General features: G+C 35.5%; 21 protein-coding genes and 4 tRNA genes. 1 reads left to right on the top strand and 24 read right to left on the bottom strand.

Annotated elements, in window-relative coordinates:
• Window positions 1-66 precede the first annotated feature (66 nt).
• The 20 genes from EKL97_RS08120 to EKL97_RS08025 all read right to left on the bottom strand — a co-directional run bounded on the left by EKL97_RS08120 (window position 67) and on the right by EKL97_RS08025 (window position 18,566).
• Complete coding sequence (locus EKL97_RS08120) at window positions 67-432, bottom strand: hypothetical protein (protein ID WP_126561662.1); 366 nt, start codon at window positions 430-432, stop codon at window positions 67-69.
• Window positions 433-723: 291 nt separating this feature from the next.
• Window positions 724-1,035 (bottom strand): DUF3467 domain-containing protein, encoded by a 312-nt coding sequence (locus tag EKL97_RS08115; protein WP_126455867.1) that lies wholly within the window; start codon window positions 1,033-1,035, stop codon window positions 724-726.
• Window positions 1,036-1,037: 2 nt separating this feature from the next.
• Window positions 1,038-5,351 (bottom strand): DNA-directed RNA polymerase subunit beta', encoded by a 4,314-nt coding sequence (gene rpoC / locus EKL97_RS08110; protein ID WP_126561660.1) that lies wholly within the window; start codon window positions 5,349-5,351, stop codon window positions 1,038-1,040.
• 325 nt (window positions 5,352-5,676) lie between these two features.
• Window positions 5,677-9,489 carry a DNA-directed RNA polymerase subunit beta gene (gene rpoB / locus EKL97_RS08105; protein WP_126463126.1) on the bottom strand — a complete coding sequence of 1,271 codons (3,813 nt, stop codon included), beginning with the start codon at window positions 9,487-9,489 and terminating at the stop codon, window positions 5,677-5,679.
• A 272-nt stretch (window positions 9,490-9,761) separates the two neighbouring features.
• Window positions 9,762-10,130, bottom strand: a complete 369-nt coding sequence (gene rplL, locus EKL97_RS08100; RefSeq protein WP_126455872.1) for a 50S ribosomal protein L7/L12 — start codon at window positions 10,128-10,130, stop codon at window positions 9,762-9,764.
• Between the two features lie 92 nt (window positions 10,131-10,222).
• The gene (gene rplJ / locus EKL97_RS08095; RefSeq protein ID WP_126455874.1) at window positions 10,223-10,735 is read right to left on the bottom strand and encodes a 50S ribosomal protein L10; all 513 of its coding nucleotides are present in this window, start codon (window positions 10,733-10,735) and stop codon (window positions 10,223-10,225) included.
• A gap of 22 nt (window positions 10,736-10,757) precedes the next feature.
• On the bottom strand, window positions 10,758-11,447 hold the full coding sequence (gene rplA, locus EKL97_RS08090) for a 50S ribosomal protein L1 (protein ID WP_126455876.1): 690 nt from the start codon (window positions 11,445-11,447) through the stop codon (window positions 10,758-10,760).
• Between the two features lie 3 nt (window positions 11,448-11,450).
• The gene (gene rplK / locus EKL97_RS08085) at window positions 11,451-11,897 is read right to left on the bottom strand and encodes a 50S ribosomal protein L11 (RefSeq protein WP_126455877.1); all 447 of its coding nucleotides are present in this window, start codon (window positions 11,895-11,897) and stop codon (window positions 11,451-11,453) included.
• 65 nt (window positions 11,898-11,962) lie between these two features.
• On the bottom strand, window positions 11,963-12,514 hold the full coding sequence (gene nusG, locus EKL97_RS08080; protein ID WP_126455879.1) for a transcription termination/antitermination protein NusG: 552 nt from the start codon (window positions 12,512-12,514) through the stop codon (window positions 11,963-11,965).
• 10 nt (window positions 12,515-12,524) lie between these two features.
• On the bottom strand, window positions 12,525-12,722 hold the full coding sequence (gene secE, locus EKL97_RS08075) for a preprotein translocase subunit SecE (protein ID WP_126455881.1): 198 nt from the start codon (window positions 12,720-12,722) through the stop codon (window positions 12,525-12,527).
• Between the two features lie 17 nt (window positions 12,723-12,739).
• Window positions 12,740-12,810 (bottom strand) — tRNA-Trp (locus EKL97_RS08070).
• A 66-nt stretch (window positions 12,811-12,876) separates the two neighbouring features.
• Window positions 12,877-14,064, bottom strand: a complete 1,188-nt coding sequence (gene tuf / locus EKL97_RS08065; protein ID WP_126455883.1) for an elongation factor Tu — start codon at window positions 14,062-14,064, stop codon at window positions 12,877-12,879.
• A gap of 53 nt (window positions 14,065-14,117) precedes the next feature.
• Window positions 14,118-14,189, bottom strand: a tRNA-Thr gene (locus EKL97_RS08060).
• Between the two features lie 51 nt (window positions 14,190-14,240).
• Window positions 14,241-14,321, bottom strand: a tRNA-Tyr gene (locus tag EKL97_RS08055).
• A gap of 33 nt (window positions 14,322-14,354) precedes the next feature.
• Window positions 14,355-14,428, bottom strand: a tRNA-Thr gene (locus tag EKL97_RS08050).
• A gap of 90 nt (window positions 14,429-14,518) precedes the next feature.
• Window positions 14,519-14,821 (bottom strand): ribosome hibernation-promoting factor, HPF/YfiA family, encoded by a 303-nt coding sequence (hpf, locus tag EKL97_RS08045; protein ID WP_126455885.1) that lies wholly within the window; start codon window positions 14,819-14,821, stop codon window positions 14,519-14,521.
• 31 nt (window positions 14,822-14,852) lie between these two features.
• Window positions 14,853-15,749, bottom strand: a complete 897-nt coding sequence (locus EKL97_RS08040; protein ID WP_126568618.1) for a tyrosine-type recombinase/integrase — start codon at window positions 15,747-15,749, stop codon at window positions 14,853-14,855.
• Between the two features lie 68 nt (window positions 15,750-15,817).
• Window positions 15,818-16,012, bottom strand: coding sequence for a 30S ribosomal protein S21 (gene rpsU, locus EKL97_RS08035; protein ID WP_035670421.1), 195 nt, complete (start codon window positions 16,010-16,012; stop codon window positions 15,818-15,820).
• A 322-nt stretch (window positions 16,013-16,334) separates the two neighbouring features.
• On the bottom strand, window positions 16,335-17,504 hold the full coding sequence (locus EKL97_RS08030; protein WP_126568617.1) for an acyl-CoA dehydrogenase family protein: 1,170 nt from the start codon (window positions 17,502-17,504) through the stop codon (window positions 16,335-16,337).
• 165 nt (window positions 17,505-17,669) lie between these two features.
• Entirely contained in the window at window positions 17,670-18,566 is an 897-nt protein-coding gene (locus EKL97_RS08025; RefSeq protein ID WP_126568616.1) for a ComEA family DNA-binding protein, read from the bottom strand.
• A gap of 259 nt (window positions 18,567-18,825) precedes the next feature.
• Here EKL97_RS08025 and EKL97_RS08020 point away from each other — a divergent pair, with 259 nt between their 5' ends.
• Entirely contained in the window at window positions 18,826-20,304 is a 1,479-nt protein-coding gene (locus EKL97_RS08020; protein ID WP_126554471.1) for an amino acid permease, read from the top strand.
• A 73-nt stretch (window positions 20,305-20,377) separates the two neighbouring features.
• Here the strand turns inward: EKL97_RS08020 and EKL97_RS08015 are convergent, their stop codons facing one another.
• From EKL97_RS08015 to EKL97_RS08000, 4 genes are all read right to left on the bottom strand, one after another.
• On the bottom strand, window positions 20,378-20,605 hold the full coding sequence (locus tag EKL97_RS08015; RefSeq protein WP_126451893.1) for a PspC domain-containing protein: 228 nt from the start codon (window positions 20,603-20,605) through the stop codon (window positions 20,378-20,380).
• 89 nt (window positions 20,606-20,694) lie between these two features.
• On the bottom strand, window positions 20,695-21,966 hold the full coding sequence (locus EKL97_RS08010) for a DUF2851 family protein (protein WP_126463120.1): 1,272 nt from the start codon (window positions 21,964-21,966) through the stop codon (window positions 20,695-20,697).
• A 118-nt stretch (window positions 21,967-22,084) separates the two neighbouring features.
• Window positions 22,085-22,567 (bottom strand): 3'-5' exonuclease, encoded by a 483-nt coding sequence (locus tag EKL97_RS08005; RefSeq protein WP_126451891.1) that lies wholly within the window; start codon window positions 22,565-22,567, stop codon window positions 22,085-22,087.
• Between the two features lie 218 nt (window positions 22,568-22,785).
• On the bottom strand, window positions 22,786-24,147 hold the full coding sequence (locus EKL97_RS08000) for a pyridoxal-phosphate dependent enzyme (protein WP_126451890.1): 1,362 nt from the start codon (window positions 24,145-24,147) through the stop codon (window positions 22,786-22,788).
• Between the last annotated feature and the right edge of the window lie 74 nt (window positions 24,148-24,221).

The raw sequence follows: 24,221 nt of genomic DNA, 5'->3' as shown, positions 1-24,221 counted from the left end.
AAAGGCATAAAAAAACGCTAATTTTAGAAATTAGCGTTTTTTTTATGTTTTAAAATCGCATTATACTCAAGCAATCATGTTTTCTAAATTTACCGCTTTTTTCAAGAAAGCCTTGATTAGCAGCCTATTTGGAGCAACTCCTGATGTGATTATTTGTTTTTTAGCGTTTATTCCTTCTATAGAAATTGTGCTATTAGGATCTTGTTTTGAACCCATAAACCACAATATAAAATGCATACTGTTAGAATTTGAAGCAGAAACTGTTGAAACATTCTCTTGTTTTGTAGTTGTACCAACTACTACTGTATTCACATCAACTAAATTTTTCTCAGTTTGTGCAAAAACAGAAATATTTGTTACTAGAATAAAAACAAGCAAAAGGAAACGATTACTTCCTGCATTTTTAGTTGTTTTTAAAGATAAATAGTTCATATCTCTTACAATTTTACAATAGACAGAATGTGTTTTTTCCATCTCGAACACGAAAGTATATCATTTATAAATGAGTCGGAAATATTTTCGATGAAGTGCCATTATACCCGTTCAAAGTACAAATAGGTTCTGTATAACAAAGATTTGATGGTTGGATATACTAATTTATTCATAAAACCTACATACAAAAACAGCTAATTAACACCACGAATCAGAAATGAAATCAATAATTCTAGACTGAGAAAATAGCCTTAAATAAAAAAGGCTCCATTTCTGGAGCCTTTAAAGATATTATGCTTGTCCCGCAGGACCAAAATTAAGCGGAATCGGGGCTTGTTCAGTATCTTTTATTTCGCCATGAGCGACTTCAAAACGATGAATGTTTTCTCCGATTGCTTTCAACAATCTTTTAGCATGCTGTGGTGTCAAGACAATTCTTGCTTTTACCTTAGCCTTAGGTATGCCGGGCATGATGCTTACAAAATCTAAAACAAATTCAGAAGACGAATGATTGATTATAGCCAAATTGGAATAAATTCCTTCGGCAATTTTCTCATCCAACTCAATGTTGATTTGTTCTTGTTGTTGATTTGAATTACTCATACTTAATAAATATATTCTTCTTTATTAGCCATCATATCGTTGTAATCTTCTTTTGAACCTACAATTGTATTGTCATATTCTCTCATACCCGTTCCGGCAGGGATTCTATGTCCAACAATTACATTTTCTTTCAATCCTTCTAAGTAATCGATTTTACCTGCAACAGCAGCTTCGTTCAATACTTTAGTCGTTTCTTGGAAAGAAGCCGCTGATATAAATGATTTGGTTTGAAGAGAGGCTCTTGTAATACCTTGTAAGACTGGTGTTGCAGTTGCAGTAACGACATCACGAGCCACAACAAGATTTTTATCGGTACGTTTCAAAAGAGAATTTTCATCGCGCAACTCACGAGGCGTAATAATTTGTCCTTCTTTCAAAGCGCCAGAATCGCCAGCATCTTCCACGACTTTCATACCATATAATTTATCATTTTGAAAGATAAAGTCTTTTGTATGAATTAATTGATCTTCTAAGAACAACGTGTCACCTGGATCTTGCACTCTTACCTTACGCATCATCTGACGTATTACTACTTCAAAGTGCTTGTCGTTAATTTTCACCCCTTGCAAACGGTATACTTCTTGAATTTCGTTAACCAAATACTGTTGAACAGCGGCTGGCCCTTGGATTCTTAAAATATCATCCGGAGTAATAGCACCATCTGACAACGGTACACCTGCTCTTACAAAGTCATTTTCCTGAACTAGAATTTGGCTTGATAATTTAACCAAGTATTTTCTAATGTCACCAAATTTAGATTCGATAACTACCTCACGGTTTCCTCTTTTGATTTTTCCAAAAGAAACAACACCATCAATTTCAGAAACAACTGCTGGGTTTGAAGGATTACGAGCTTCTAACAACTCAGTAATTCTAGGCAAACCTCCTGTAATATCTCCTGATTTAGAAGAACGACGCGGAATTTTCACCAACACTTTACCGGCTTTAATTTTCTCGCCATTTTCAACCATCAAGTGGGCTCCAACAGGTAAGTTATACGAACGAATCAATTCATTGTCTTTACCGTAAACCAATAAAGTAGGAATTAATTTTTTAGCTCTGGATTCAGAAATTACCTTTTCTTGGAAACCAGTTTGCTCATCAATTTCAACCATGAATGATTGACCTTGCTCTAATTCTTCATAAGCAATCTTACCGGTAAACTCAGATACGATAACCCCATTATAAGGATCCCATTTACAGATCACATCTCCTTTAACAACAGACTGGCCGTCTTTAACGAAAATACTTGAACCGTAAGGAATATTATTTGTACTTAATAAAATACCTGTTCTTTCATCGATTAATTTCAATTCAGAAGAACGAGATACTACAATATCCACTGCATTACCTTCACTATCTTCTCCTTTAACAGTTTTTAAATCTTCAATTTCCAGTTTACCGTTAAATTTAGTAACGATACTAGACTCTTCAGAAATACCACCCGCAACCCCTCCAACGTGGAAAGTACGTAATGTTAACTGTGTTCCAGGTTCTCCAATAGATTGTGCTGCAATTACACCAACAGCTTCCCCTCTTTGTGTCATTTTTCCGGTAGCAAGATTTCTACCGTAACATTTGGCACAAATACCTTTTAGTGCTTCACAAGTTAACGGAGAACGCACTTCTACTTTCTCGATAGGAGAAGCATCAATTGCTTTCATGATAACCTCTGTGATTTGCTCCCCAGAATGAACTAAAATCTCACTGGTCAAAGGGTTGATTAAGTCTTGTAAAGCGACACGCCCTAAAATTCTTTCTCCAAGTGATTCTACAATTTCTTCATTTTTCTTCAATGCTGAAACTTCAACACCTCTTAATGTACCACAGTCTTCGATGTTTACAATAACATCTTGGGATACATCATGCAATCTTCTTGTTAAATATCCTGCATCGGCTGTTTTCAAAGCCGTATCCGCAAGACCTTTACGCGCACCGTGAGTAGAAATAAAATACTCAAGGATAGAAAGACCTTCTTTAAAGTTAGAAAGAATAGGGTTTTCAATAATTTCACCACCACCAGCAGTAGATTTTTTTGGCTTAGCCATCAAACCACGCATACCGGTTAACTGACGAATTTGTTCTTTGGAACCCCTTGCTCCAGAATCAAGCATCATATACACCGAGTTGAAACCTTGTTGGTCTTCTCTAATGTTTTTCATTGCAAGCTCTGTCAATTGTGCATTCGCAGAAGTCCATACATCAATAACTTGGTTGTACCGTTCGTTATTAGTAATCAAACCCATATTATAATTAGCAGAAATACCTTGAACTTGTTCTCTGGCATCTGCAATTAATTTAGGTTTTTGATCCGGAATTCTAATATCACCAAGAGAGAATGACAAACCACCTTTGAAGGCAAATTTGTATCCCATGTCTTTCATATTATCTAAGAAGACCGCAGTTGTAGGTACATCGGTAGCGCTTAAAACGTGTCCGATAATATCTCTAAGGTTTTTCTTAGTCAATACATCATTGATATATCCTGCAGCTTCTGGTACTACTTCATTAAATAATACACGGCCTGCAGTAGTTTTAATAATTTGGAAAACTAATTCTCCTGCTTCATTAAAATGTTTTGCTCTAATTTTCACTGAAGCATTCAATTCTAATCTGCCTTCATTCAAAGCAATATTTACTTCTTCCGCAGAATAAAAAGTGATCCCTTCACCTAAAATTTTAAGCTCAGGAGTAGATAAACGTTCTTTGGTCATATAATACAGACCCAAAACCATATCCTGAGAAGGTACCGTAATTGGAGCACCATTTGCAGGATTCAAGATATTGTGAGAACCCAACATTAATAGTTGCGCTTCCAAAATAGCTTCAGGTCCTAATGGCAAGTGAACTGCCATTTGATCCCCATCAAAATCCGCATTAAATGCAGTACATACTAAAGGGTGCAATTGGATTGCTTTTCCTTCAATTAATTTTGGTTGGAATGCTTGGATACCTAAACGGTGCAAAGTAGGAGCACGATTCAGTAATATTGGGTGCCCTTTGATCACATTTTCAAGGATATCCCAAACTACAGGCTCTTTCTTATCTATTATTTTCTTAGCTGATTTAACCGTTTTTACAATTCCTCTTTCTATCAATTTACGGATAACGAAAGGTTTGTATAATTCAGCTGCCATATCTTTAGGGATACCACATTCAGACAATTTCAATTCTGGTCCAACAACAATTACCGAACGAGCAGAATAATCCACACGTTTACCTAGTAAGTTTTGACGGAAACGACCTTGTTTTCCTTTTAGGGAATCCGAAAGTGATTTCAATGGACGGTTTGATTCTGTTTTTACTGCAGATGCTTTACGCGTATTGTCAAAAAGTGAATCTACCGATTCCTGCAACATACGTTTCTCGTTTCTTAAAATAACTTCTGGAGCTTTAATCTCCATTAATCTTTTCAAACGGTTGTTACGTATAATTACACGACGGTATAAATCATTCAAATCTGAAGTTGCAAAACGACCTCCATCAAGTGGCACAAGCGGACGTAATTCTGGTGGAATAACGGGTACCACTTTCATAATCATCCATTCCGGACGGTTCTCACGGTTCAAGTTAGACTCACGGAAAGATTCCACAACTTGTAATCTTTTTAATGCTTCCGTTTTACGTTGTTTAGACGTTTCATTGTTAGCATTGTGTCTTAATTGGTAAGACAATTGATCTAAATCAATTCTTGCCAATAAGTCCATAATACATTCTGCTCCCATTTTGGCAACAAATTTATTAGGATCAAAATCATCAAGATATTGGTTGTCAGCAGGAAGCGTATCTAAAATATTTAAATATTCTTCTTCTGTCAAAAAGTCTAATCTTTGTACTGATTCACCTTCTGCATTTTTAGCGATACCTGCTTGGATTACTACGTATCTTTCGTAGTAAATAATCATATCTAATTTCTTAGATGGAAGTCCAAGGATATAACCAATTTTGTTTGGAAGAGAACGGAAATACCAGATATGAGCAATAGGCACAACCAGATTGATGTGACCTACTCTGTCTCTACGTACTTTTTTCTCCGTTACTTCTACACCACAACGGTCACAGATGATTCCTTTGTAGCGAATTCTTTTATACTTACCACAAGCACATTCAAAATCTTTTACTGGTCCAAAAATACGTTCACAGAAAAGACCATCACGCTCCGGTTTGTGCGTTCTATAATTGATAGTTTCAGGTTTCAATACTTCACCTCTTGATTCTTTCAAGATCGATTCAGGAGAAGCAAGTCCTATGGAGATTTTATTAAACCTTTTTACAGGGTTTTTATCTTTATTGTTATTATTTCTATTATTCATCATAGTTTTTACTATTGATTTATTTGCAATTAAAAAATTAATTTTATTTCAGTCTTAAAGTCAAATGTCATAAAGTTTTTAAAGCCACGGATGACTTTAGACTTTAGACTTTCAAACTTTAGACTTAAACATTACCTCGAATTACTTCTCTAAACTTCAAATAAAAATTTTGAAGTGCTATTTATAAAACCAATTGGGTTTAAATAAAAAATCGGAACGGGTTACGGGTATAAATCCTAAAAACTCTTTTAAAAAAGTGTTCAGTATTCAGAATTTAGCGTTCAGTTTATCACTGATTACTAAATACTGAACACTGAATACTAAACTTCTATTCTTCTAGACGAATGTCAAGTCCAAGACCTTTCAATTCATGCATCAATACATTGAATGATTCCGGTAATCCTGGTTCTGGCATAGATTCACCTTTTACGATTGCTTCATACGTTTTTGCTCTACCGATAACATCATCAGACTTCACAGTCAAGATTTCTCTAAGTGTACTTGATGCTCCATAAGCCTCAAGTGCCCAAACTTCCATCTCTCCAAAACGCTGTCCTCCAAATTGAGCTTTACCTCCAAGTGGTTGTTGCGTAATCAATGAGTACGGACCTATAGAACGTGCGTGCATTTTATCGTCAACCATGTGTCCAAGTTTCAACATGTAGATAACTCCTACTGTTGCAGCTTGATGGAAACGTTCTCCTGTACCACCATCATATAAATATGTATGTCCAAAACGTGGTATTCCAGCTTCATCAGTCAATTCATTGATTTGATCAAGGGTTGCTCCGTCAAAAATTGGTGTAGCAAATTTTCTACCCAAGTTTTGTCCCGCCCAACCAAGAACTGTTTCATAAATTTGACCAATGTTCATACGTGAAGGTACACCAAGTGGGTTCAACACGATATCAACAGGCGTTCCGTCTTCAAGGAAAGGCATATCTTCATGACGAACGATACGAGCAACAATACCTTTGTTACCGTGACGTCCCGCCATTTTATCCCCAACTTTCAACTTACGTTTTTTGGCAATATATACTTTTGCTAGTTTCAAGATTCCTGCTGGCAATTCATCTCCAACAGTGATAGTGAATTTCTCTCTACGCAAAGCCCCTTGTAAATCGTTCAATTTAATTTTATAGTTATGAATTAAATCATTTACCATTTTATTAGTTGCATCATCAGCAACCCATTGACCTTTACTTAAGTGAGCAAAATCTTCAACAGCATAAAGCATTTTTTGAGTGTATTTTTTACCTTTTGGTAAAACTTCTTCACCCAAATCATTCATTACCCCTTGAGATGTTTTTCCGTTTACGATCAAGAAAAGTTTTTCCACTAATTTGTCTTTTAATTCAACAAATTTAACTTCAAACTCCATTTCAAGTGCTCCTAAAGCATCTTTATCTTGCGTACGTTTACGTTTATCTTTTACTGCTCTTGCAAACAGTTTTTTGTCTAAAACAACACCATGTAAAGAAGGAGAGGCTTTTAATGAAGCATCTTTTACATCCCCTGCTTTATCCCCAAAGATTGCACGAAGCAATTTCTCTTCCGGAGTAGGATCTGATTCTCCTTTTGGAGTAATTTTTCCGATAAGAATGTCACCAGGTTTAACCTCGGCTCCAATTCTGATCATACCATTTTCATCTAAATCTTTAGTAGCTTCTTCAGAAACGTTCGGTATATCGTTCGTCAATTCTTCGTTACCTAATTTAGTATCTCTAACTTCTAATGAATAATCATCCACGTGAATAGAGGTAAAAATATCGTCACGAACTACTTTTTCAGAAATTACAATCGCATCCTCAAAGTTGTACCCTTTCCATGGCATAAACGCTACTTTTAGGTTACGACCTAAAGCAAGTTCTCCATTTTGAGTGGCATAACCTTCTGACAATACTTGACCAAGAACAACTCTGTCGCCCCTTCTTACGATAGGTTTCAAGTTGATACTAGTACCTTGATTGGTTTTTCTAAATTTAATTAGATTGTATGTTTTCTCATCTGACTCAAAACTCACCATTCTTTCTTCTTCAGAACGATCGTATTTGATTGTGATAATATTAGCATCCACATATTCAACAGTTCCATCTCCTTCAGCGTTAATTAAAACTCTGGAATCCGAAGCAACCTGACGCTCTAAACCAGTTCCAACAATAGGAGCTTCAGGACGAATTAATGGTACGGCCTGACGCATCATGTTAGATCCCATCAAGGCTCTATTCGCATCATCATGTTCTAAGAAAGGAATCAAAGAGGCTGAAATAGAAGCAATTTGATTTGGAGCAACATCCGTATAATCCACTTTTGAAGGCTCAATTACTGGAAAATCACCTTCCTGACGGGCAATTACATTTTCAGCGATAATCTTACCTACTGCATCCATTTCTATGTTTGCCTGAGCAATCATCATTCCTTCTTCTTCTTCTGCACTCAAGTAAACAGGAGTAGACACTAGATCTACGACTCCGTTAGTTACTTTACGGTATGGAGTCTCAATGAAACCCATTCCGTTTACTTTAGCATAAACACCAAGAGAAGATATCAAACCAATGTTTGGTCCCTCAGGAGTTTCAATTGGACATAAACGTCCGTAATGCGTATAGTGAACATCACGTACCTCAAATCCGGCTCTTTCTCTCGAAAGTCCACCTGGTCCAAGTGCAGATAATCTTCTTTTGTGCGTAATCTCGGCTAATGGATTCGTTTGATCCATAAACTGAGACAACTGGTTTGTACCAAAGAAAGAGTTGATAACAGAGGATAATGTTTTAGCATTAATCAAATCTATCGGTGTAAACACCTCGTTATCCCTAACGTTCATTCGCTCTCTAATGGTTCTGGCCATACGCGCCAAACCAACACCAAACTGTTGTGACATTTGTTCTCCAACTGTTCGTACACGACGGTTTGATAAGTGATCAATATCATCAATCTCTGCTTTAGAGTTAATTAATTCAATCAAATATTTAACAATCGTTATGATATCTTCTTTGGTCAAGACTTGCTTTTCCATTGGAGTATCCAACCCTAATTTTTTATTTATTCTATAACGACCTACTTCACCTAAGTTGTACCGTTGATCAGAAAAGAATAATTTATCGATAATACCACGAGCCGTTTCTTCATCAGGCGGTTCAGCATTACGCAATTGTCTATAGATATGCTCAACAGCCTCTTTTTCAGAGTTTGTTGGATCTTTTTGCAACGTGTTATGAATAATCGCATAATCTCCTTGATTAGCATCTTCTTTGTGCAGCAAAATAGATTTAACGTTAGAATCAATGATTTCTTCCACATTATCTTTGTCGATAATAGTGTCTCTATCAAGAATTATTTCGTTACGTTCGATAGAAACTACTTCACCAGTATCCTCATCTACAAAATCTTCATGCCATGTATTCAATACACGAGCAGCTAATTTTCTGCCGATATATTTTTTAAGTCCTGTTTTAGAAACTTTAATTTCCTCAGCAAGATCGAAAATCTCTAGGATATCCTTATCTCTTTCGAATCCAATTGCACGGAATAAAGTCGTAACAGGTAATTTTTTCTTTCTGTCAATATAAGCATACATTACGCTGTTTATATCTGTAGAAAATTCTATCCAAGAACCCTTAAAAGGAATTACTCTGGCAGAGTACAATTTTGTTCCATTTGCATGAAATGACTGCCCGAAGAAAACACCAGGAGAACGGTGTAATTGAGAAACAACTACACGCTCAGCACCATTAATAACAAAAGTACCGCTTGGCGTCATATATGGAATTGTCCCAAGATAAACATCCTGAACAATAGTCTCAAAATCTTCATGTTCTGGATCTGTACAATATAGTTTTAACCTAGCTTTTAGGGGTACACTATGCGTAAGACCTCTTTCTATACATTCTTGAATTGTGTAACGTGGCGGATCTACAAAATAATCAAGGAATTCTAATACAAAGTTATTTCTTGTATCAGTAATTGGGAAGTTTTCCATGAAGGTATTGTAAAGCCCTTCGTCGCCTCTTTCGTCAGATTTAGTTTCTAATTGAAAAAAATCCTTAAACGATTTAACCTGAACATCTAGAAAATCTGGATAATCAGGAATATTTTTTGTAGAGGCAAAATTCAATCTTTCAGTTTGATTTGTTATCATCAATGGACAAAATTTTGATTAGAAAAGTAATTTTTTTGTATAAATAGTAATTTATTTATACCTTTTTTTTTAAACCATTACATCTTTAAAAACCAATTTAAGATAACTACTTTCTTATTATCTGTTAATTTTTTTTCCTCGTAATGGATAAAATGAATCTATTTTAAAAGACTAGTATGTACTAATACAACGTAGCCTTTTGTTATACGAAAAATGGTTTAGGTCTTTGGATGACTCCAAGACCTAAACCTTATTTTCAAAACTAGAGTGAACTATTTAAGTTCAACCTCAGCTCCAGCTTCTTCCAAAGATTTTTTAAGCGCTTCTGCTTCATCTTTAGTCACACCTTCTTTAACATTGCTTGGCGCGCTGTCTACTACATCTTTAGCTTCTTTCAAACCTAAACCAGTAAGTTCTTTAACTAATTTTACAACTGCTAATTTAGAAGCACCTGCTGCTTTCAAAACCACTGTAAATTCTGTTTGAACATCTTCAGCAGCAGCTTCGCCACCACCTGAAACTACTACAGCTGCAGCAGCTGGCTCGATTCCGTACTCATCTTTTAATATTGTTGCTAATTCGTTAACTTCTTTTACCGTTAGGTTAACCAATTGTTCTGCGAATTGTTTCAAATCTGCCATTTTTTCTATCGTTTTAAAATGATTTGTAAAAAATATAATTTATTTATTGTGCGCGTTTTATGTAATAAAATTAGAGTAAAACTCTTCTTTCATTATGCCTCCACTTCCTCTGTAGCCTCTTCGCTTTTGGCAAATTGGTTTTGAAGAGCAGAAATAACTCTTTGTGCTGGTGACTGCAATAATCCAATAAGTTCGCCGATAAGCTCTTCTTTAGATTTAATAGTTGCTAATGCATCTAATTGATCGTCTCCAATATAAATTTCAGAGTTGATATAAGCTCCCTTTAATACCGGTTTAGCTGATTTTTTTCTGAAATCTTTTATTATCTTACCCGGAGCGTTTGCTATCTCAGAAATGAATATAGCACTATTACCAGTCAAAACTGAAGGTAAATCTCCATAATCATTAGCTGATGCTTCCATTGCTTTTGCAAGCAATGTATTTTTAACTACTTCTAATTTTATACCTGCTTTATAACAAGCTCTTCTTAAGTTCGTAGTTGCTTCTGCATTCATTCCAGAAATATCAGATACATAAATAATATTTGTACCAGCTAACTGTGCAGTTAAAACTTCAATCGCGATTGATTTTTCTTCTCTAGTCATACTAAAAATTTTTAACTACCAATTATACTGCCTTAGGATCCAATGCAATTGCAGGACTCATAGTGCTAGTTAGGTAAATACTTTTGATGTAAGTTCCTTTAGCCGCAGTTGGTTTAAGTTTGATTAATGTTTGAATAATTTCGTGAGCATTGTCAACAATTTGTTCAGCTCCAAAAGAGACTTTACCAATTCCTGCATGCACTATACCAGTTTTGTCAACTTTAAAGTCAATTTTACCAGCTTTTACCTCTTGAACAGCTTTTGCAACATCCATAGTTACAGTACCTGTTTTAGGGTTAGGCATTAAACCTCTAGGTCCTAAAATACGACCTAATGGACCTAATTTACCCATAACAGAAGGCATTGTGATAATTACATCAACATCTGTCCAACCGTCTTTTATCTTTTGTAAATAGTCATCAAGACCTACATAGTCAGCACCAGCTGCCAAAGCTTCCGCTTCTTTGTCCGGAGTAACCAATGCTAATACTTTAACATCTTTACCAGTACCATGAGGCAATGTTACTACACCTCTTACCATTTGATTCGCTTTTCTTGGATCTACACCCAAACGAACTGCGATATCAATAGACTCATCAAATTTTGCAGAAGCAACAACTTTTATTAATGCCGCAGCATCTTTAAGAGAATATAATTTGTTCTTTTCAATTTTTGAAGCAGCCTCTTTTTGCTTTTTTGTCAATTTTGCCATGTCTTACCCTTGTTTTAGAGGAGAATCTCCAGTTACAGTTATACCCATAGATCTAGCCGTTCCTGCGATCATGCTCATAGCAGATTCGATAGTAAATGCATTCAAATCCACCATTTTATCTTCGGCGATTGTTCTAATTACGTCCCAAGTAACGTTAGCTACTTTTTTACGATTAGGTTCACCTGAACCAGATTTTAGCTTTGCAGCTTCCAATAATTGGACAGCAGCAGGTGGTGTTTTTACAACAAAATCAAAAGATTTGTCTTTATACACTGTAATTTGCACAGGGCAAACTTTGCCGGCTTTATCTTGAGTTCTTGCATTAAATTGCTTACAGAACTCCATGATATTAACACCAGCAGCACCTAAAGCAGGTCCAACCGGTGGCGATGGATTCGCAGCACCTCCCTTAACTTGTAGTTTAACTACTTTACTAATTTCTTTAGCCATTTTTTAAAAATTTAACACTACAATCTTTGGAAGCGATTGCAATGGATATTATAGATGTAACAAAATTATACTTTTTCAACTTGCATAAAACTCAATTCTAATGGTGTTTTTCTTCCGAAAATTTTCACCATTACTTCCAGTTTACGCTTTTCTTCATTAATTTTCTCCACAGTTCCGTTAAAACCATTAAAAGGACCATCAACAACCTTAATCGTCTCACCAATATTGAAAGGAATAGAACGTGTATCGGTATTAACCGCTAATTCATCTACTTTACCTAACATTCGATTCACTTCGGAAATTCTCAAAGGAACAGGTTCCCCTCCTTTAATCTCTCCTAAAAAACCAATAACACTTGTTATTGATTTAATAATATGAGGTATTTCACCAATCAGATTAGCCTCTATCATGACGTATCCTGGAAAATAAACCTTATCTTTAATTATCTTTTTTCCCTCTTTTACAGTAACTACTTTTTCAGTAGGAACCAAAACCTGTGACACATAATCACCCATCCCAAGTCGTGCGATTTCGGTTTCGATATAAGCTTTCACTTTATTTTCTTGACCACTTACCGCCCTAACGACATACCACTTTTTAATATTATTATCTGCCATAACAAAAAAATTATGCTTTTATCCAGTTAAAAAAACCAGCCAAAGCTTTTGCGAAAATTTCATCTACTCCCCAAGTTGCCAAAGCGAATAATACTGAAAAAACAGCCACAACAATCGTTAGACGCTGAACCTCAGCCCAAACCGGCCAAGTTACATTTGACTTTAATTCCTCAAATGCCTCTGATATGTAATTAACAACTTTTGTCATTATGATTTATTTTTTTGCACGGGCGGAGGGATTCGAACCCCCATCAACGGTTTTGGAGACCGCTATTCTACCCTTGAACTACGCCCGTTCGTTAATAAAAGCCAGCAACAACTTTACGGAGTTACTGGCTTTATACTTTTTTATCCTATTTGGATTATGCTACAATTTCAGTTACCTGACCTGCACCTACAGTTCTACCACCTTCACGGATAGCAAAACGTAAACCAACACTTAATGCAATTGCACTAAGCAACACAACATCAATAGTTAAGTTATCCCCAGGCATAACCATTTCTACACCTGTAGGCAAAGTAATGATCCCTGTTACATCCGTTGTACGTACATAAAACTGTGGACGGTAGTTATTGTGAAATGGTGTGTGACGACCACCTTCTTCTTTTTTCAAGATATAAACCTCAGCTTTAAAAGTAGCATGTGGTTTAACTGAACCTGGCTTACAGATAACCATTCCTCTTTTGATGTCTTCTTTTTGAATACCTCTTAAAAGAATACCTACGTTGTCTCCAGCTTCACCTCTATCAAGGATTTTACGGAACATCTCAACTCCTGTAATAGTAGAAGTCAATTTTTCAGCTCCCATACCAATGATTTCAACTGGATCTCCTGTATTAGCAACACCTGTTTCGATACGACCTGTAGCAACAGTTCCACGACCAGTGATTGAGAACACATCTTCAACAGGCATCAAGAAAGGTTTTGCAACATCTCTTACCGGCTCTTCGATCCAAGAATCTACAGCTGCCATCAATTCAAGAATTTTTGGTACCCAAGCTGGATCATTATTCAATCCACCTAAAGCTGAACCCTGAACAACAGGACCATTATCTCCATCATATTCATAGAAAGATAACAAGTCTCTGATTTCCATCTCAACTAATTCAAGTAATTCCTCATCATCAACCATATCCACTTTATTCATGAATACAACCATTCTAGGAATACCTACCTGGCGACCTAAAAGGATATGCTCACGTGTTTGTGGCATTGGTCCATCAGTAGCAGCTACAACAAGAATAGCACCATCCATTTGAGCAGCACCTGTAACCATGTTCTTTACGTAATCCGCGTGACCTGGACAGTCAACGTGAGCGTAGTGACGATTAGCAGTTTCATACTCAACGTGAGATGTATTAATTGTAATACCTCTTTCTTTTTCTTCTGGAGCATTATCAATTTGATCAAATGATTTTGCTTGACAATACCCTGCATCAGACAATACTTTTGTAATTGCCGCAGTTAATGTCGTTTTTCCGTGATCCACATGCCCAATTGTTCCAATGTTTAAATGGGGCTTGTTACGGTTAAAATTTTCCTTTGCCATTTTACTTAATTTTAAATCTTGTTATATATTAATTTCTATTTCCTACTTACTTGAGCCAATGTCGGGAATTGAACCCGAGACCTCTTCCTTACCAAGGAAGCACTCTACCCCTGAGCTACACCGGCAGAGAATTAATTTTAAATGTTGCATTTTAAATTAATTTAAAACTTTCATCGTGGGGAGAGCAGGATTCGAACCTGCGAAGTTTACACAGCAGATTTACAGTCTGCCCTCGTTGGCCGCTTGAGTATCTCCCCTACTTTTTATATTGCCAGACCTTTACAGTCTTGAGCCGGCGGAGGGACTCGAACCCACGACCTGCTGATTACAAATCAGCTGCTCTAGCCAACTGAGCTACGCTGGCGAATCAATAAAAAAAGTCCGCTATTTCTAACGGACTGCAAATGTATAGATTTTATCTCTCAATCAAAACTTTTTTTAAAAAAAAATCATATTAAATATGCGAACTTATTTTTTCTTTCCTTTTTACCAATAATCGTTCTAAAGATTCAGCAGAAAGTTCTAAGGCTTCTTCAAAAGTTTTACATTGCTTTTTAACTAAAAAATCATCCCCAGGAACATTCATTTTTACCTCAGCAATTTTATTTTCTTTATCACTAGTCTTCTCCACTTTCAAAAAAACATCGGCGGACACCACCTTGTCATAATATTTTTCTAACTTGTCCATTCTTTCTTGAACAAAATCTACTAGCTTTTTGTCAACAGTAAAGTTAACTGCATGAACACTTACCTTCATAATCATTTTTTTTAGTTAAACATTTTACGAATCATTTACGTCCTCGAGGATGCGCCTCTTTATAAATATTTTTAATTTCTGACAAACTGCTATGGGTATAAATTTGAGTTGAAGCCAAACTAGAATGCCCTAACAATTCCTTTACTGAATTTAAATCCGCACCATTATTTAATAGATGTGTTGCAAAAGTATGCCGCAGGATATGTGGACTTTTTTTTACTTTCTCAGACACACCACTAAAGTAAGAATTTATTAGCCGATACACAAAAGAATCATTTAATTTTAATCCTTTTTTTGTGAGAAAAAAATAAGCATTATCAGCGACTATTACCAACAAAGCTCTTTCCTTTAGGTACAAACAAAACTGAGCCGCCAGTACCGGCAAAACAGGAAGGATTCGTTCTTTACTTCGCTTGCCCAATACTTTAATTGTACTATTGGATAAGTCAATATTTGCTATTTGAAGCTGAATCAGCTCTGCGCGTCGCATTCCGGTAGTATACAACAAATCGATTATGAGTTTATTCCTCACTTCTTCAAATCCAATTGTATTTTGCATTTGATCTAAAACATTCAAAACTTCCTTTTCAGAAAAAGGAACCTGCAAAACCCTCGAAGCCTTCAATGCTTTATGCCCTGACAATGGACTAACCCGAATTTGCTTTGTTTTCAACAGGAATTTGTAAAATGCTTTTAAAGACGCTATTTTTCTATTAACAGAACCATTCGAGACCCCATCATCCACAAGTACTATAATCCAACTCCTGATTTGACTATACCCTGCCTGCTCTATGCCTTGCTCCTCAAAGTGAATTTTGTTGAATGATTCAAAAGAAGCAATATCCGCACAATATGCCGTTAAGGTATGAGGAGAATATTTTTTCTCCAACTGTAGATAATCCCGAAAAGCATCTTTATTAGTAGTCATAAAAAAACCGTTAGCATCAAAGTTATACAATTTTGATGACTAACGGTATTTTATTTAATAGATATTGACTAACTCTCTAAGTTATCTCTCATATTTTGGATATAAGCCGCTTTTTGAATTTTGATTCTATTTGTAACTGAAGGCTTAATAAAAGCAGTACGTGCTCTTAGTTGACGAACAGTTCCTGTTTTATCAAATTTTCTTTTGTAGCGTTTTAATGCTCTATCGATATTTTCTCCGTCTTTAATTGGTATAATTAACATAATATAGACACCCCCTTTCTTTAAGTGTGCAAAAGTAAACATTATTTTGAATTGGAAGTCATTAATTGTAAATTTATTTGAGCATGTTTGCAAAATATCAATTCCGTTTCACGAATAGGCTATCATGTGCTGCCAGCTATTCGCTATAATCTTATTCATTGCGAGGTATCGGGGTAAAATTCGCAGTACTATCCTTGACATAAAAAAAAGAGTCAATACACAAATTGACTCTTCTTTTTATAAAATACTTACTTTATTGAATCTAAAGCATCCCGTTAAGCAAAACTTATTCGCTCCAGAAACTACCTAATCAAAGTCTAAACTACTTTACCGCTGGCACATAATTTTGATTATCAATAATTAATTTTCCTAAAATCTCTTTAAGAATTTCTGAAGTTCCTCCGCCTATTGGACCTAAACGACTGTCCCTAAACAAACGTGCCAATGGATACTCCTCCATATACCCATAACCACCTAACATTTGCAAACAACTATAAATAGTATCATCTGCAACTTTTGTAGATTTCAGCTTAGCCATAGTGGACTCTTTTACGACGTATTCCCCTTTGTCTAAACGAGCGACAGCAGCATAGTTAAACACCTTACAGTGTTCTACCTCTGTTGCATGCTCAACAAGCGTATGTCTTAGTGCTTGAAACTTACTTATTTTTTTTCCAAATGCCTCTCTATGCGACATATAATCTATTGTATAATCTATTGCATATTCAGCTCTAGCATGTGCATTTATCGCCATGATTAAACGCTCCAAAGCAAAATGCTGCATGATGTAAGGAAATCCTTTCCCCTCTTCACCCATTAAGTTTTCTGCTGGGATCTCTACGTTGTCAAAGGCAATTTCAGCAGTATCAGATGCTCTCCAACCTAATTTATCTAGTTTGACAGCCGATATCCCTTTTAAACCAGTATCCATCAAAAAGATGCTAATCCCTTTGTTTCCAAGTTCAGAATTAGTTTTTGCTGCAACAATATAATAGTCTGCATAAACACCGTTTGTAATAAATGTTTTGGAACCATTAATAATATATTTATCTCCTTTTTTTACGGCATTAGTGCGCATCCCCGCAACATCACTACCCCCAAAAGGCTCTGAAATACATAAAGCTCCTATTTTCTTTCCGGCGATACTTGGCACTAAGTAATCTTGCTTTATCCTTTCGTCACCCTCAGCATTCAAATGGGTCATCGCTAAATACCCATGAGCCCACATGGCAGCAGCAAAACCTGATGACTTAATTTTTTGCAATTCTTCGAGAAAAATAACAGTATAAAATAAATCGAGATTCAGACCGCCATAAGCCTCTGGGTAGGCAATACCAAAGTACCCCATCTCGCCAAATTTTTCCCAAATAAAACGTTCTATTGTACCCGTTTTTTCCCACTTTTCGATATGCGGAACAACTTCTTTCTGCAGAAAATCTTTTAAACTTTCTCTAAATGCATGGTGTTCTTCCGTAAAATAAATTGAATTCATATAGTATATTTTTCTTAACAAATAGTATTAATTGAAGCATAATAAAGCAGTACTATTTCAAATTTCGTTTTTAAACGATTAAAAATAATCCGCTAATAAAAAAGTAACACCTCAATTTTAAAAGGCAATACAATTCTCTTGTCCGGGGCTTAAAATCTGACACTTCTAATTAAAGTCCAAATATAAGTCAATTATTTTTGCTTTATCAACAGGAAATCCCTTAATTTTTATTAAATCCTCAATATTATTAAAATCCCCCTTCATGCTTCTATAGGTTATAATTTCTCTGGCCAGTGCATACCTAAAATAATAAAACTGAGAAAGCTCCTTTAAAGAAGCGGTATTGACCTTGATTTTTTTAAATTGAGGCAGCGCCAAAACTTCAAAATGAGTATTCAAATTCTCAATTACTTCTGGTGACAACCCCCAAATATCCTGCATTTGATCCATAGAAACAAATCCGCCCAACGTTTCTTTTTGTTTTAAAATGCGAATAGAAATGGCCTCACCTATTCCATAAATTTTTACCAAATCTTCTTTTGTTGCCCTATTGATATCAATGACTAGGATTTTTTCTTTTTTGACGAAAGCTGGATTTGAATATTTTTTATATGTAATAAATTTAGTTTTCTGTTTTTTAGCAAGCACCCAATCCGGGAATTTAAAATAAGGCGCTAGCACATTTAACAATGAGTCTGAAACTTTAGTCACGTTCTGAAACTCCTCAGGAGAATTTACATATTTGTTTTGTTTTCTAAAAGCGAGCAAACGATCAATTTCCTGAAGAGACATTCCTAATCTATATCCTTTATAATCTGTGATAAAATTGGGATTAAAAAGATACACATTGGGCTTTTTATTTGCAGCTTCCATAGTAAGGGAATCCATTGCAGTTTGAAGAGAAAGCCATTTTTGTTTTTCAGGATACACTTTAGATACCGCTCTAAAATCAACAAAAAAATAAACCAGCTGCAGGACTACACTAATTACAAACAAAAAGAAAATACCGGTTCGTTGCTCCTTAGTGAACTTAAAATAAGTTAGAATCGTTTTAAAACTCATGGGGGTACGTATCGATTTGCTAGCATTAAAAATAATTCTAAATTTATAAATTAAATCAAGACCGTTCGCTTTCTGTAGATTTTTTTTCAAAAACAAATTAATACCCGCTACAAGCCTATTTGACAAAATAATTTCACCGGGAATCAATATTAAAAAAGACGACAAATCATTTTTTACAACTTAAAATTCAATTATTGTTTTTATTTTTTATAAAAAACAATACATTTGGAGCTTAATAACAAACAAAACCATATAACCCATGTCAATTTGGAAAACTAAACCCCTTTCGGTATTGCTAAATGAAGCATCAGAATCTGAAAAAGGATTAAAAAGAACTTTGTCTTCACGTTCATTAGTAGCGCTAGGAGTTGGAGCAATTATCGGAGCAGGATTATTTTCTTTAACAGGAATCGCAGCCGCAGATAATGCAGGACCCGCAGTAACGCTATCCTTCGTCTTAGCAGGGATAGGCTGTGCCTTTGCTGGATTGTGCTACGCTGAATTTGCCTCTATGATCCCAGTAGCAGGAAGTGCTTACACCTATTCTTATGCCACAATGGGGGAATTTGTTGCTTGGATTATTGGATGGGATTTAGTGCTTGAATATGCTCTTGGAGCCGCAACAGTAGCAGTGAGTTGGTCTCAATACGTAGATAAATTCCTTGCCAATTATGGACTCAATATTCCCCAAGAGATACTCCATGGACCATGGGATGAGAAACCAGGATTCATTAATTTACCCGCCATATTAATTATATGTGCCCTTTCTCTACTATTGATTAGAGGTACAAAAGAATCAGCTTTATTAAACAATATTTTGGTTATTTTAAAAGTAACTGTTGTTATTGTATTCATAGGTATCGGATGGGGTTTTATTGACGGAGCGAATCATACTCCATTTATCCCTGTAAATGAAGGCGAAGCCCTTTTAAGCTCAGGAAAGATGACATTTTTAAATTTCTTTAGTAGCGATTACTTTGGTCATTACGGTTGGAGTGGTATTCTAAGAGGTGCAGGAGTTGTGTTTTTTGCATTTATAGGATTTGACGCTGTTTCTACAGCTGCACAAGAGGCAAAAGATCCACAAAAAGGTATGCCAATTGGTATATTAGGGTCGCTCATAATTTGTACCGTTTTATATGTTCTATTTGCTTTTGTTTTAACTGGTTTAGAAAACTACCTTAACTTTAAAGGTGACGCAAGCCCTGTCACTACAGCGTTTGCTAAGACAGGTTATACATTCTTAAATTCAGCATTAACAATTGCGATTATTGCAGGATATACCTCTGTAATGTTAGTGATGTTGATGGGGCAAAGTAGGGTTTTCTACAGTATGAGTATTGACGGATTATTACCTAAATTTTTTAGTACATTACATGCAACAAATAGAACACCATACAAAACAAACCTACTTTTCATGGTTTTTGTTAGCATGTTTGCAGGATTTGTTCCTGTGTCAGACTTAGGTCATATGGTAAGTATAGGAACATTATTTGCGTTTGCTCTTGTATGTATTGGAGTTGTTGTAATGAGAAAAACTAATCCCGATGCAGTAAGAGGTTTTAGAGTGCCATTTGTACCAGTATTTCCAATTCTAGGAGTTATCATCTGTCTAATCTTGATGGCTGGATTACCTATTGAAAGTTGGGAAAGACTTGCCATTTGGATGATTATTGGAGTTGCTATCTATTTTGCCTACGGTAAGAAAAAAAGTAAACTAAACAATCCGGATAAATAAATTTACAGCATACAAAAAAGGGATTCTAAAATAGTTTAACTATTTTAGAATCCCTTTTTTTATTTAACTCTTTTTACAAATCAAAAACCGAAGTGCGTTTTGCACGAATTAAATCTTTCAACCGCATCCAAAAAGCCAAAGTTAAATACACGGCAAACCACAAGCCAGCTGTAACAAATGACAAGTAAATAAAAAATAGTCGGACGCTACTGGCACGCATTCCTAAGGTATCTGCTAAGCGGGAGGAAACATGAAAACCGTGTTTCTCAAAAAAGAACTTAAGCTTAATTACTGCTGACATTTTTCAGTTAGTGTATTAAATTCGTCAATCGCATATTTAAAAAACAAATTTACAACATTCTCCAGTAAACAAATCCAAAAATAATTGAATTAATTTTTTTTCAACAATTCCATTCCCACGGCACATTCTAAGCATTTACCTGCGTTGCAATACTCCATTTTTAATTGCAGTAATGATTGGGTATCAAAAGCACTTGCAGCGAGAACCCCAAAAGACTTGAATTTATCTATAATGGCATTTTTCTCCGGAGAAACTTCTTCTAACAGACGAATTAAATCCTCTGAAATTTCTTTTCCCTGACTTTTAGCAAAAGCAAATTGTAGCGGAATTATGGTATTTATGACGATCAAGTCAATGAAAGATTTTGAAAGCGATTTCCTTTTCTTTGGACTTTCTTTATCAAATTGGTAATGATTCAACCAATATTCAGAAGTCGAAACCTGAAACAGGTCGTAACTACTTTTTAATGAATTCAAAACACTTATTTTTGAAAATAAATGTACCTGACTGTGGTATAAATTTGCCAATTGAGAAAGACGTATCGTAGGAAAATTATCCGGGCGATGCTTAAAAAACTGGACTGGTGCCTGGCCACCTTGCTCCAATTGGTATTTATGTATCAAGTAAAAATACCTAAATTTTAAATCTTTGAAATAAGTATCCTCCTTATCACAATCCAATAACCCTGCGGTTCCAAAAATTAATGCTTCCAGATTCTCAATTTCAAAACTTTCCTTTCTAAGCACCGAAAAAGGAATGTTTTGTGCCATTTTAAAAAAGAGTTCTCCATTGGTATTTAATCCAAAATTTTTAGCCAAAAGGCAAAACAACACTGCTTCCCAATCGTGATTAGTTTGTTCTAACAAATCAAATATAGATTTTGCTTTTCTTTCCAGACGTTCAAAAAACAGACGTTCCTGCCAATTTTTAAAGACAAATCCATCAATTTTATTAATTTGCTTTTCGCAAAAAATCCATGATTTGGGTGCCATTAAAGATTGGTAATTTTCAAGGGTGGCCTTATCTACATATTTTTTGAGTTCCAAAACCGGAATTTCGCTGTTATTGCTTCTAAACACTTCCGTATCATGCTCCCAAACCACATGTAAAATAACGTTTTCATATCCTGAATCCTGTTCATGATGATGCACATACCAGTCTGACGATTTAAGATGAATTTCGACATTTCCTGCCCATTTTTGATTTGCAATCGTTATTTGTGCATTAAAAAAATCAGGACCGGCCAGTTCAAGATATTGGCCCACAGCAACAATTGTGATTTCCTCTCCATTGAAAGTTTTCAAATTCAAAGTATCAAATTTCTTGAATTTCCAAAGGTAATGGAGGAAATCTTCTTTCATATTGAAAATATTAGATTGAAGACTAATGTAGTAAAAAAAAATAGCAAATTATCTAAAATAAAAAAAATCAGAAATTTCCCTAAAATACCGAATGCTATTTTAGTAAAATAGGATGTTTTTATTTCAACAAATACAATTTGGCACAAGCCCGAGCATCAGATAACGCTTCGTGATGATTCAAAGCGATATTCATTTCCCGGCAACAATCGCTCAATTTAGTTGGTTTTAATCCTTTGGCTTTGTATATTTTTACGGTACATTCCCAACGAGAGGCAATATTCAAATCCGCATACTCTAAATTATAAAGAGCCATTGATTTTGCCAAAACATTCCGGTCAAAACTTTCATTGTGAGCTACAACCATCCTGTTTTGCAACCGTTTTTTAATTTCAGGATATACCTGAGCAAATGACTTAGCATTCATGGTATCCCGCGGATAAATCCCATGCACTTGAATGGTAAAAGGAGAATATAAATTATTTGGCGGTTTGATTAAACTAACAAACTCATCTGTAATTATTCCATTTTCTACGGTTACAATTCCTACAGAACACGGATGGTATGCGGTTGCTGTTTCAAAGTCTATAGCGGTGAAGGTCAATTTGATTTCAGATTTAGGGTTAACGATATTTGATTTCAGATTTACAAAAATACTGTCAATTATAGAAGTTCAATGTATTTGTTACCTTTTTTTTAGATGTTCTTGCAAACTTTTAGATTCCAAAAATTTTACAGCAACAAAGTAATTAAACCAAAAAACCTTGCAGGTTTTTTGATTCTTGTTGGAGTATAATTAGGAAATAAATTCCAGTTTTAATCTTATTTTATCGACCCAATAATATCATATTTAGTTATAATATGGTGATTTCCATTCTCTAATTCAATCAAAACGGCTTCATTCTCTTTCGTGAATAATCGAGAAACTTCTTCAATAGGAGTTCCGTGTTTCACTATTGGAAAAGGTTTTCCCATTACATCTTTAATCGGTTTATCAGCTACATTTTTGTCGGCTACGTAACTTTGAAACAAATCACTTTCATCAACAGAACCTACAAATCCGGTGGTATCAATGACAGGAATTTGAGATATTTTGTATTTACGCATTCTTTCTATGGCGTGTGAAACTAATTCTTCGGTACGCACCACAATCAATGGTTTGTCGATATGATCTTTGATTACATCCTCCGCCTTTGTGATTTCTTCTTCTAGAAAACCGCGTTCCCGCATCCAGTCGTCATTGAACATTTTACCTACATAACGGCTTCCTGAATCATGAAAAAGAACCACAACTACATCTTCCGGTTTAAAATGTTCTTTGAGTTGCAACAATCCTTTGATCGCCGCACCAGCAGAATTCCCTACAAATATTCCTTCTTCAAGTGCAATTTTACGGGTATAAACCGCCGCATCTTTATCCGTTACTTTTGTAAATCCGTCAATCAAAGAAAAGTCTACATTCATGGGTAATATGTCCTCACCAATCCCTTCTGTGATATACGAATAGATTTCATTTTCGTCAAAAATTCCTGTTTCATGGTATTTTTTAAATACAGAACCATAGGTATCGATTCCCCAAATTTTAATGGTTGGATTTTTCTCTTTCAAATATTTCCCAACTCCGGAAATAGTTCCTCCAGTGCCTACCCCCGATACAAAATGAGTAATTTTACCACTTGTTTGCTCCCAAATTTCCGGTCCCGTTTGCTCGTAATGCGCGATAGCGTTTGAAGGGTTGTCGTATTGATTCACATACCAGGAATTAGGCGTTTCTTTGGCCAATCGTTTAGAAACCGAATAATACGACCTTGGATCCGTAGGTTCTACATCCGTAGGACACACCACAACTTTAGCGCCTACGGCACGAAGAATATCCATTTTTTCTTTGGACTGTTTGTCTGAAATTACACAAATTAGTTTGTATCCTTTTATAATGGCGACTAATGCCAATCCCATTCCTGTATTCCCGGAAGTTCCTTCAATAATAGTTCCGCCTGGCTGTAAACGGCCATCAGCCTCCGCATCTGCAATCATTTTTACAGCCATTCTGTCTTTTACGGAATTTCCTGGATTGAACGTTTCCACCTTAGCAAGTACTAAGGCCTCTACTTCGGCAGTTACTTTATTGAGTTTCACTAATGGGGTGTTGCCTATGGTACCTAATATATTTTCTGCGTAGCGCATTGTATAATAAATTTAAGATTGTAATTTGTTGTAAATACTGCTACAAAGATAGTATTTTGTTATAAATTAATCTT

Source organism: Flavobacterium sp. LS1P28 (assembly GCF_003970335.1).
In the GTDB taxonomy this organism is placed as follows: Bacteria; Bacteroidota; Bacteroidia; order Flavobacteriales; family Flavobacteriaceae; genus Flavobacterium.
Note: the sequence above shows the minus strand (reverse complement) of the source record. Positions and strands in the feature narration are given on the sequence as shown.

Excerpts from the sequence above, each read along its gene's own strand:
- EKL97_RS08010 (WP_126463120.1), bottom strand. The coding sequence starts at position 21,966 with ATGAAAGAAGATTTCCTCCATTACCTTTGGAAATTCAAGAAATTTGAT.
- EKL97_RS08030 (WP_126568617.1), bottom strand. The coding sequence starts at position 17,504 with ATGAATTCAATTTATTTTACGGAAGAACACCATGCATTTAGAGAAAGT.
- EKL97_RS08025 (WP_126568616.1), bottom strand. The coding sequence starts at position 18,566 with ATGAGTTTTAAAACGATTCTAACTTATTTTAAGTTCACTAAGGAGCAA.
- EKL97_RS08000 (WP_126451890.1), bottom strand. The coding sequence starts at position 24,147 with ATGCGCTACGCAGAAAATATATTAGGTACCATAGGCAACACCCCATTA.
- EKL97_RS08120 (WP_126561662.1), bottom strand. The coding sequence starts at position 432 with ATGAACTATTTATCTTTAAAAACAACTAAAAATGCAGGAAGTAATCGT.
- secE (WP_126455881.1), bottom strand. The coding sequence starts at position 12,722 with ATGACAAAAGTTGTTAATTACATATCAGAGGCATTTGAGGAATTAAAG.
- rplA (WP_126455876.1), bottom strand. The coding sequence starts at position 11,447 with ATGGCAAAATTGACAAAAAAGCAAAAAGAGGCTGCTTCAAAAATTGAA.
- rpoC (WP_126561660.1), bottom strand. The coding sequence starts at position 5,351 with ATGATGAATAATAGAAATAATAACAATAAAGATAAAAACCCTGTAAAA.
- EKL97_RS08020 (WP_126554471.1), top strand. The coding sequence starts at position 18,826 with ATGTCAATTTGGAAAACTAAACCCCTTTCGGTATTGCTAAATGAAGCA.
- rplL (WP_126455872.1), bottom strand. The coding sequence starts at position 10,130 with ATGGCAGATTTGAAACAATTCGCAGAACAATTGGTTAACCTAACGGTA.
- tuf (WP_126455883.1), bottom strand. The coding sequence starts at position 14,064 with ATGGCAAAGGAAAATTTTAACCGTAACAAGCCCCATTTAAACATTGGA.
- rplJ (WP_126455874.1), bottom strand. The coding sequence starts at position 10,735 with ATGACTAGAGAAGAAAAATCAATCGCGATTGAAGTTTTAACTGCACAG.
- EKL97_RS08040 (WP_126568618.1), bottom strand. The coding sequence starts at position 15,749 with ATGACTACTAATAAAGATGCTTTTCGGGATTATCTACAGTTGGAGAAA.
- nusG (WP_126455879.1), bottom strand. The coding sequence starts at position 12,514 with ATGGCAGATAATAATATTAAAAAGTGGTATGTCGTTAGGGCGGTAAGT.
- EKL97_RS08015 (WP_126451893.1), bottom strand. The coding sequence starts at position 20,605 with ATGTCAGCAGTAATTAAGCTTAAGTTCTTTTTTGAGAAACACGGTTTT.
- hpf (WP_126455885.1), bottom strand. The coding sequence starts at position 14,821 with ATGAAGGTAAGTGTTCATGCAGTTAACTTTACTGTTGACAAAAAGCTA.
- rplK (WP_126455877.1), bottom strand. The coding sequence starts at position 11,897 with ATGGCTAAAGAAATTAGTAAAGTAGTTAAACTACAAGTTAAGGGAGGT.
- rpoB (WP_126463126.1), bottom strand. The coding sequence starts at position 9,489 with ATGATAACAAATCAAACTGAAAGATTGAATTTTGCCTCTACAAAAAAT.
- rpsU (WP_035670421.1), bottom strand. The coding sequence starts at position 16,012 with ATGTTAATTATACCAATTAAAGACGGAGAAAATATCGATAGAGCATTA.
- EKL97_RS08115 (WP_126455867.1), bottom strand. The coding sequence starts at position 1,035 with ATGAGTAATTCAAATCAACAACAAGAACAAATCAACATTGAGTTGGAT.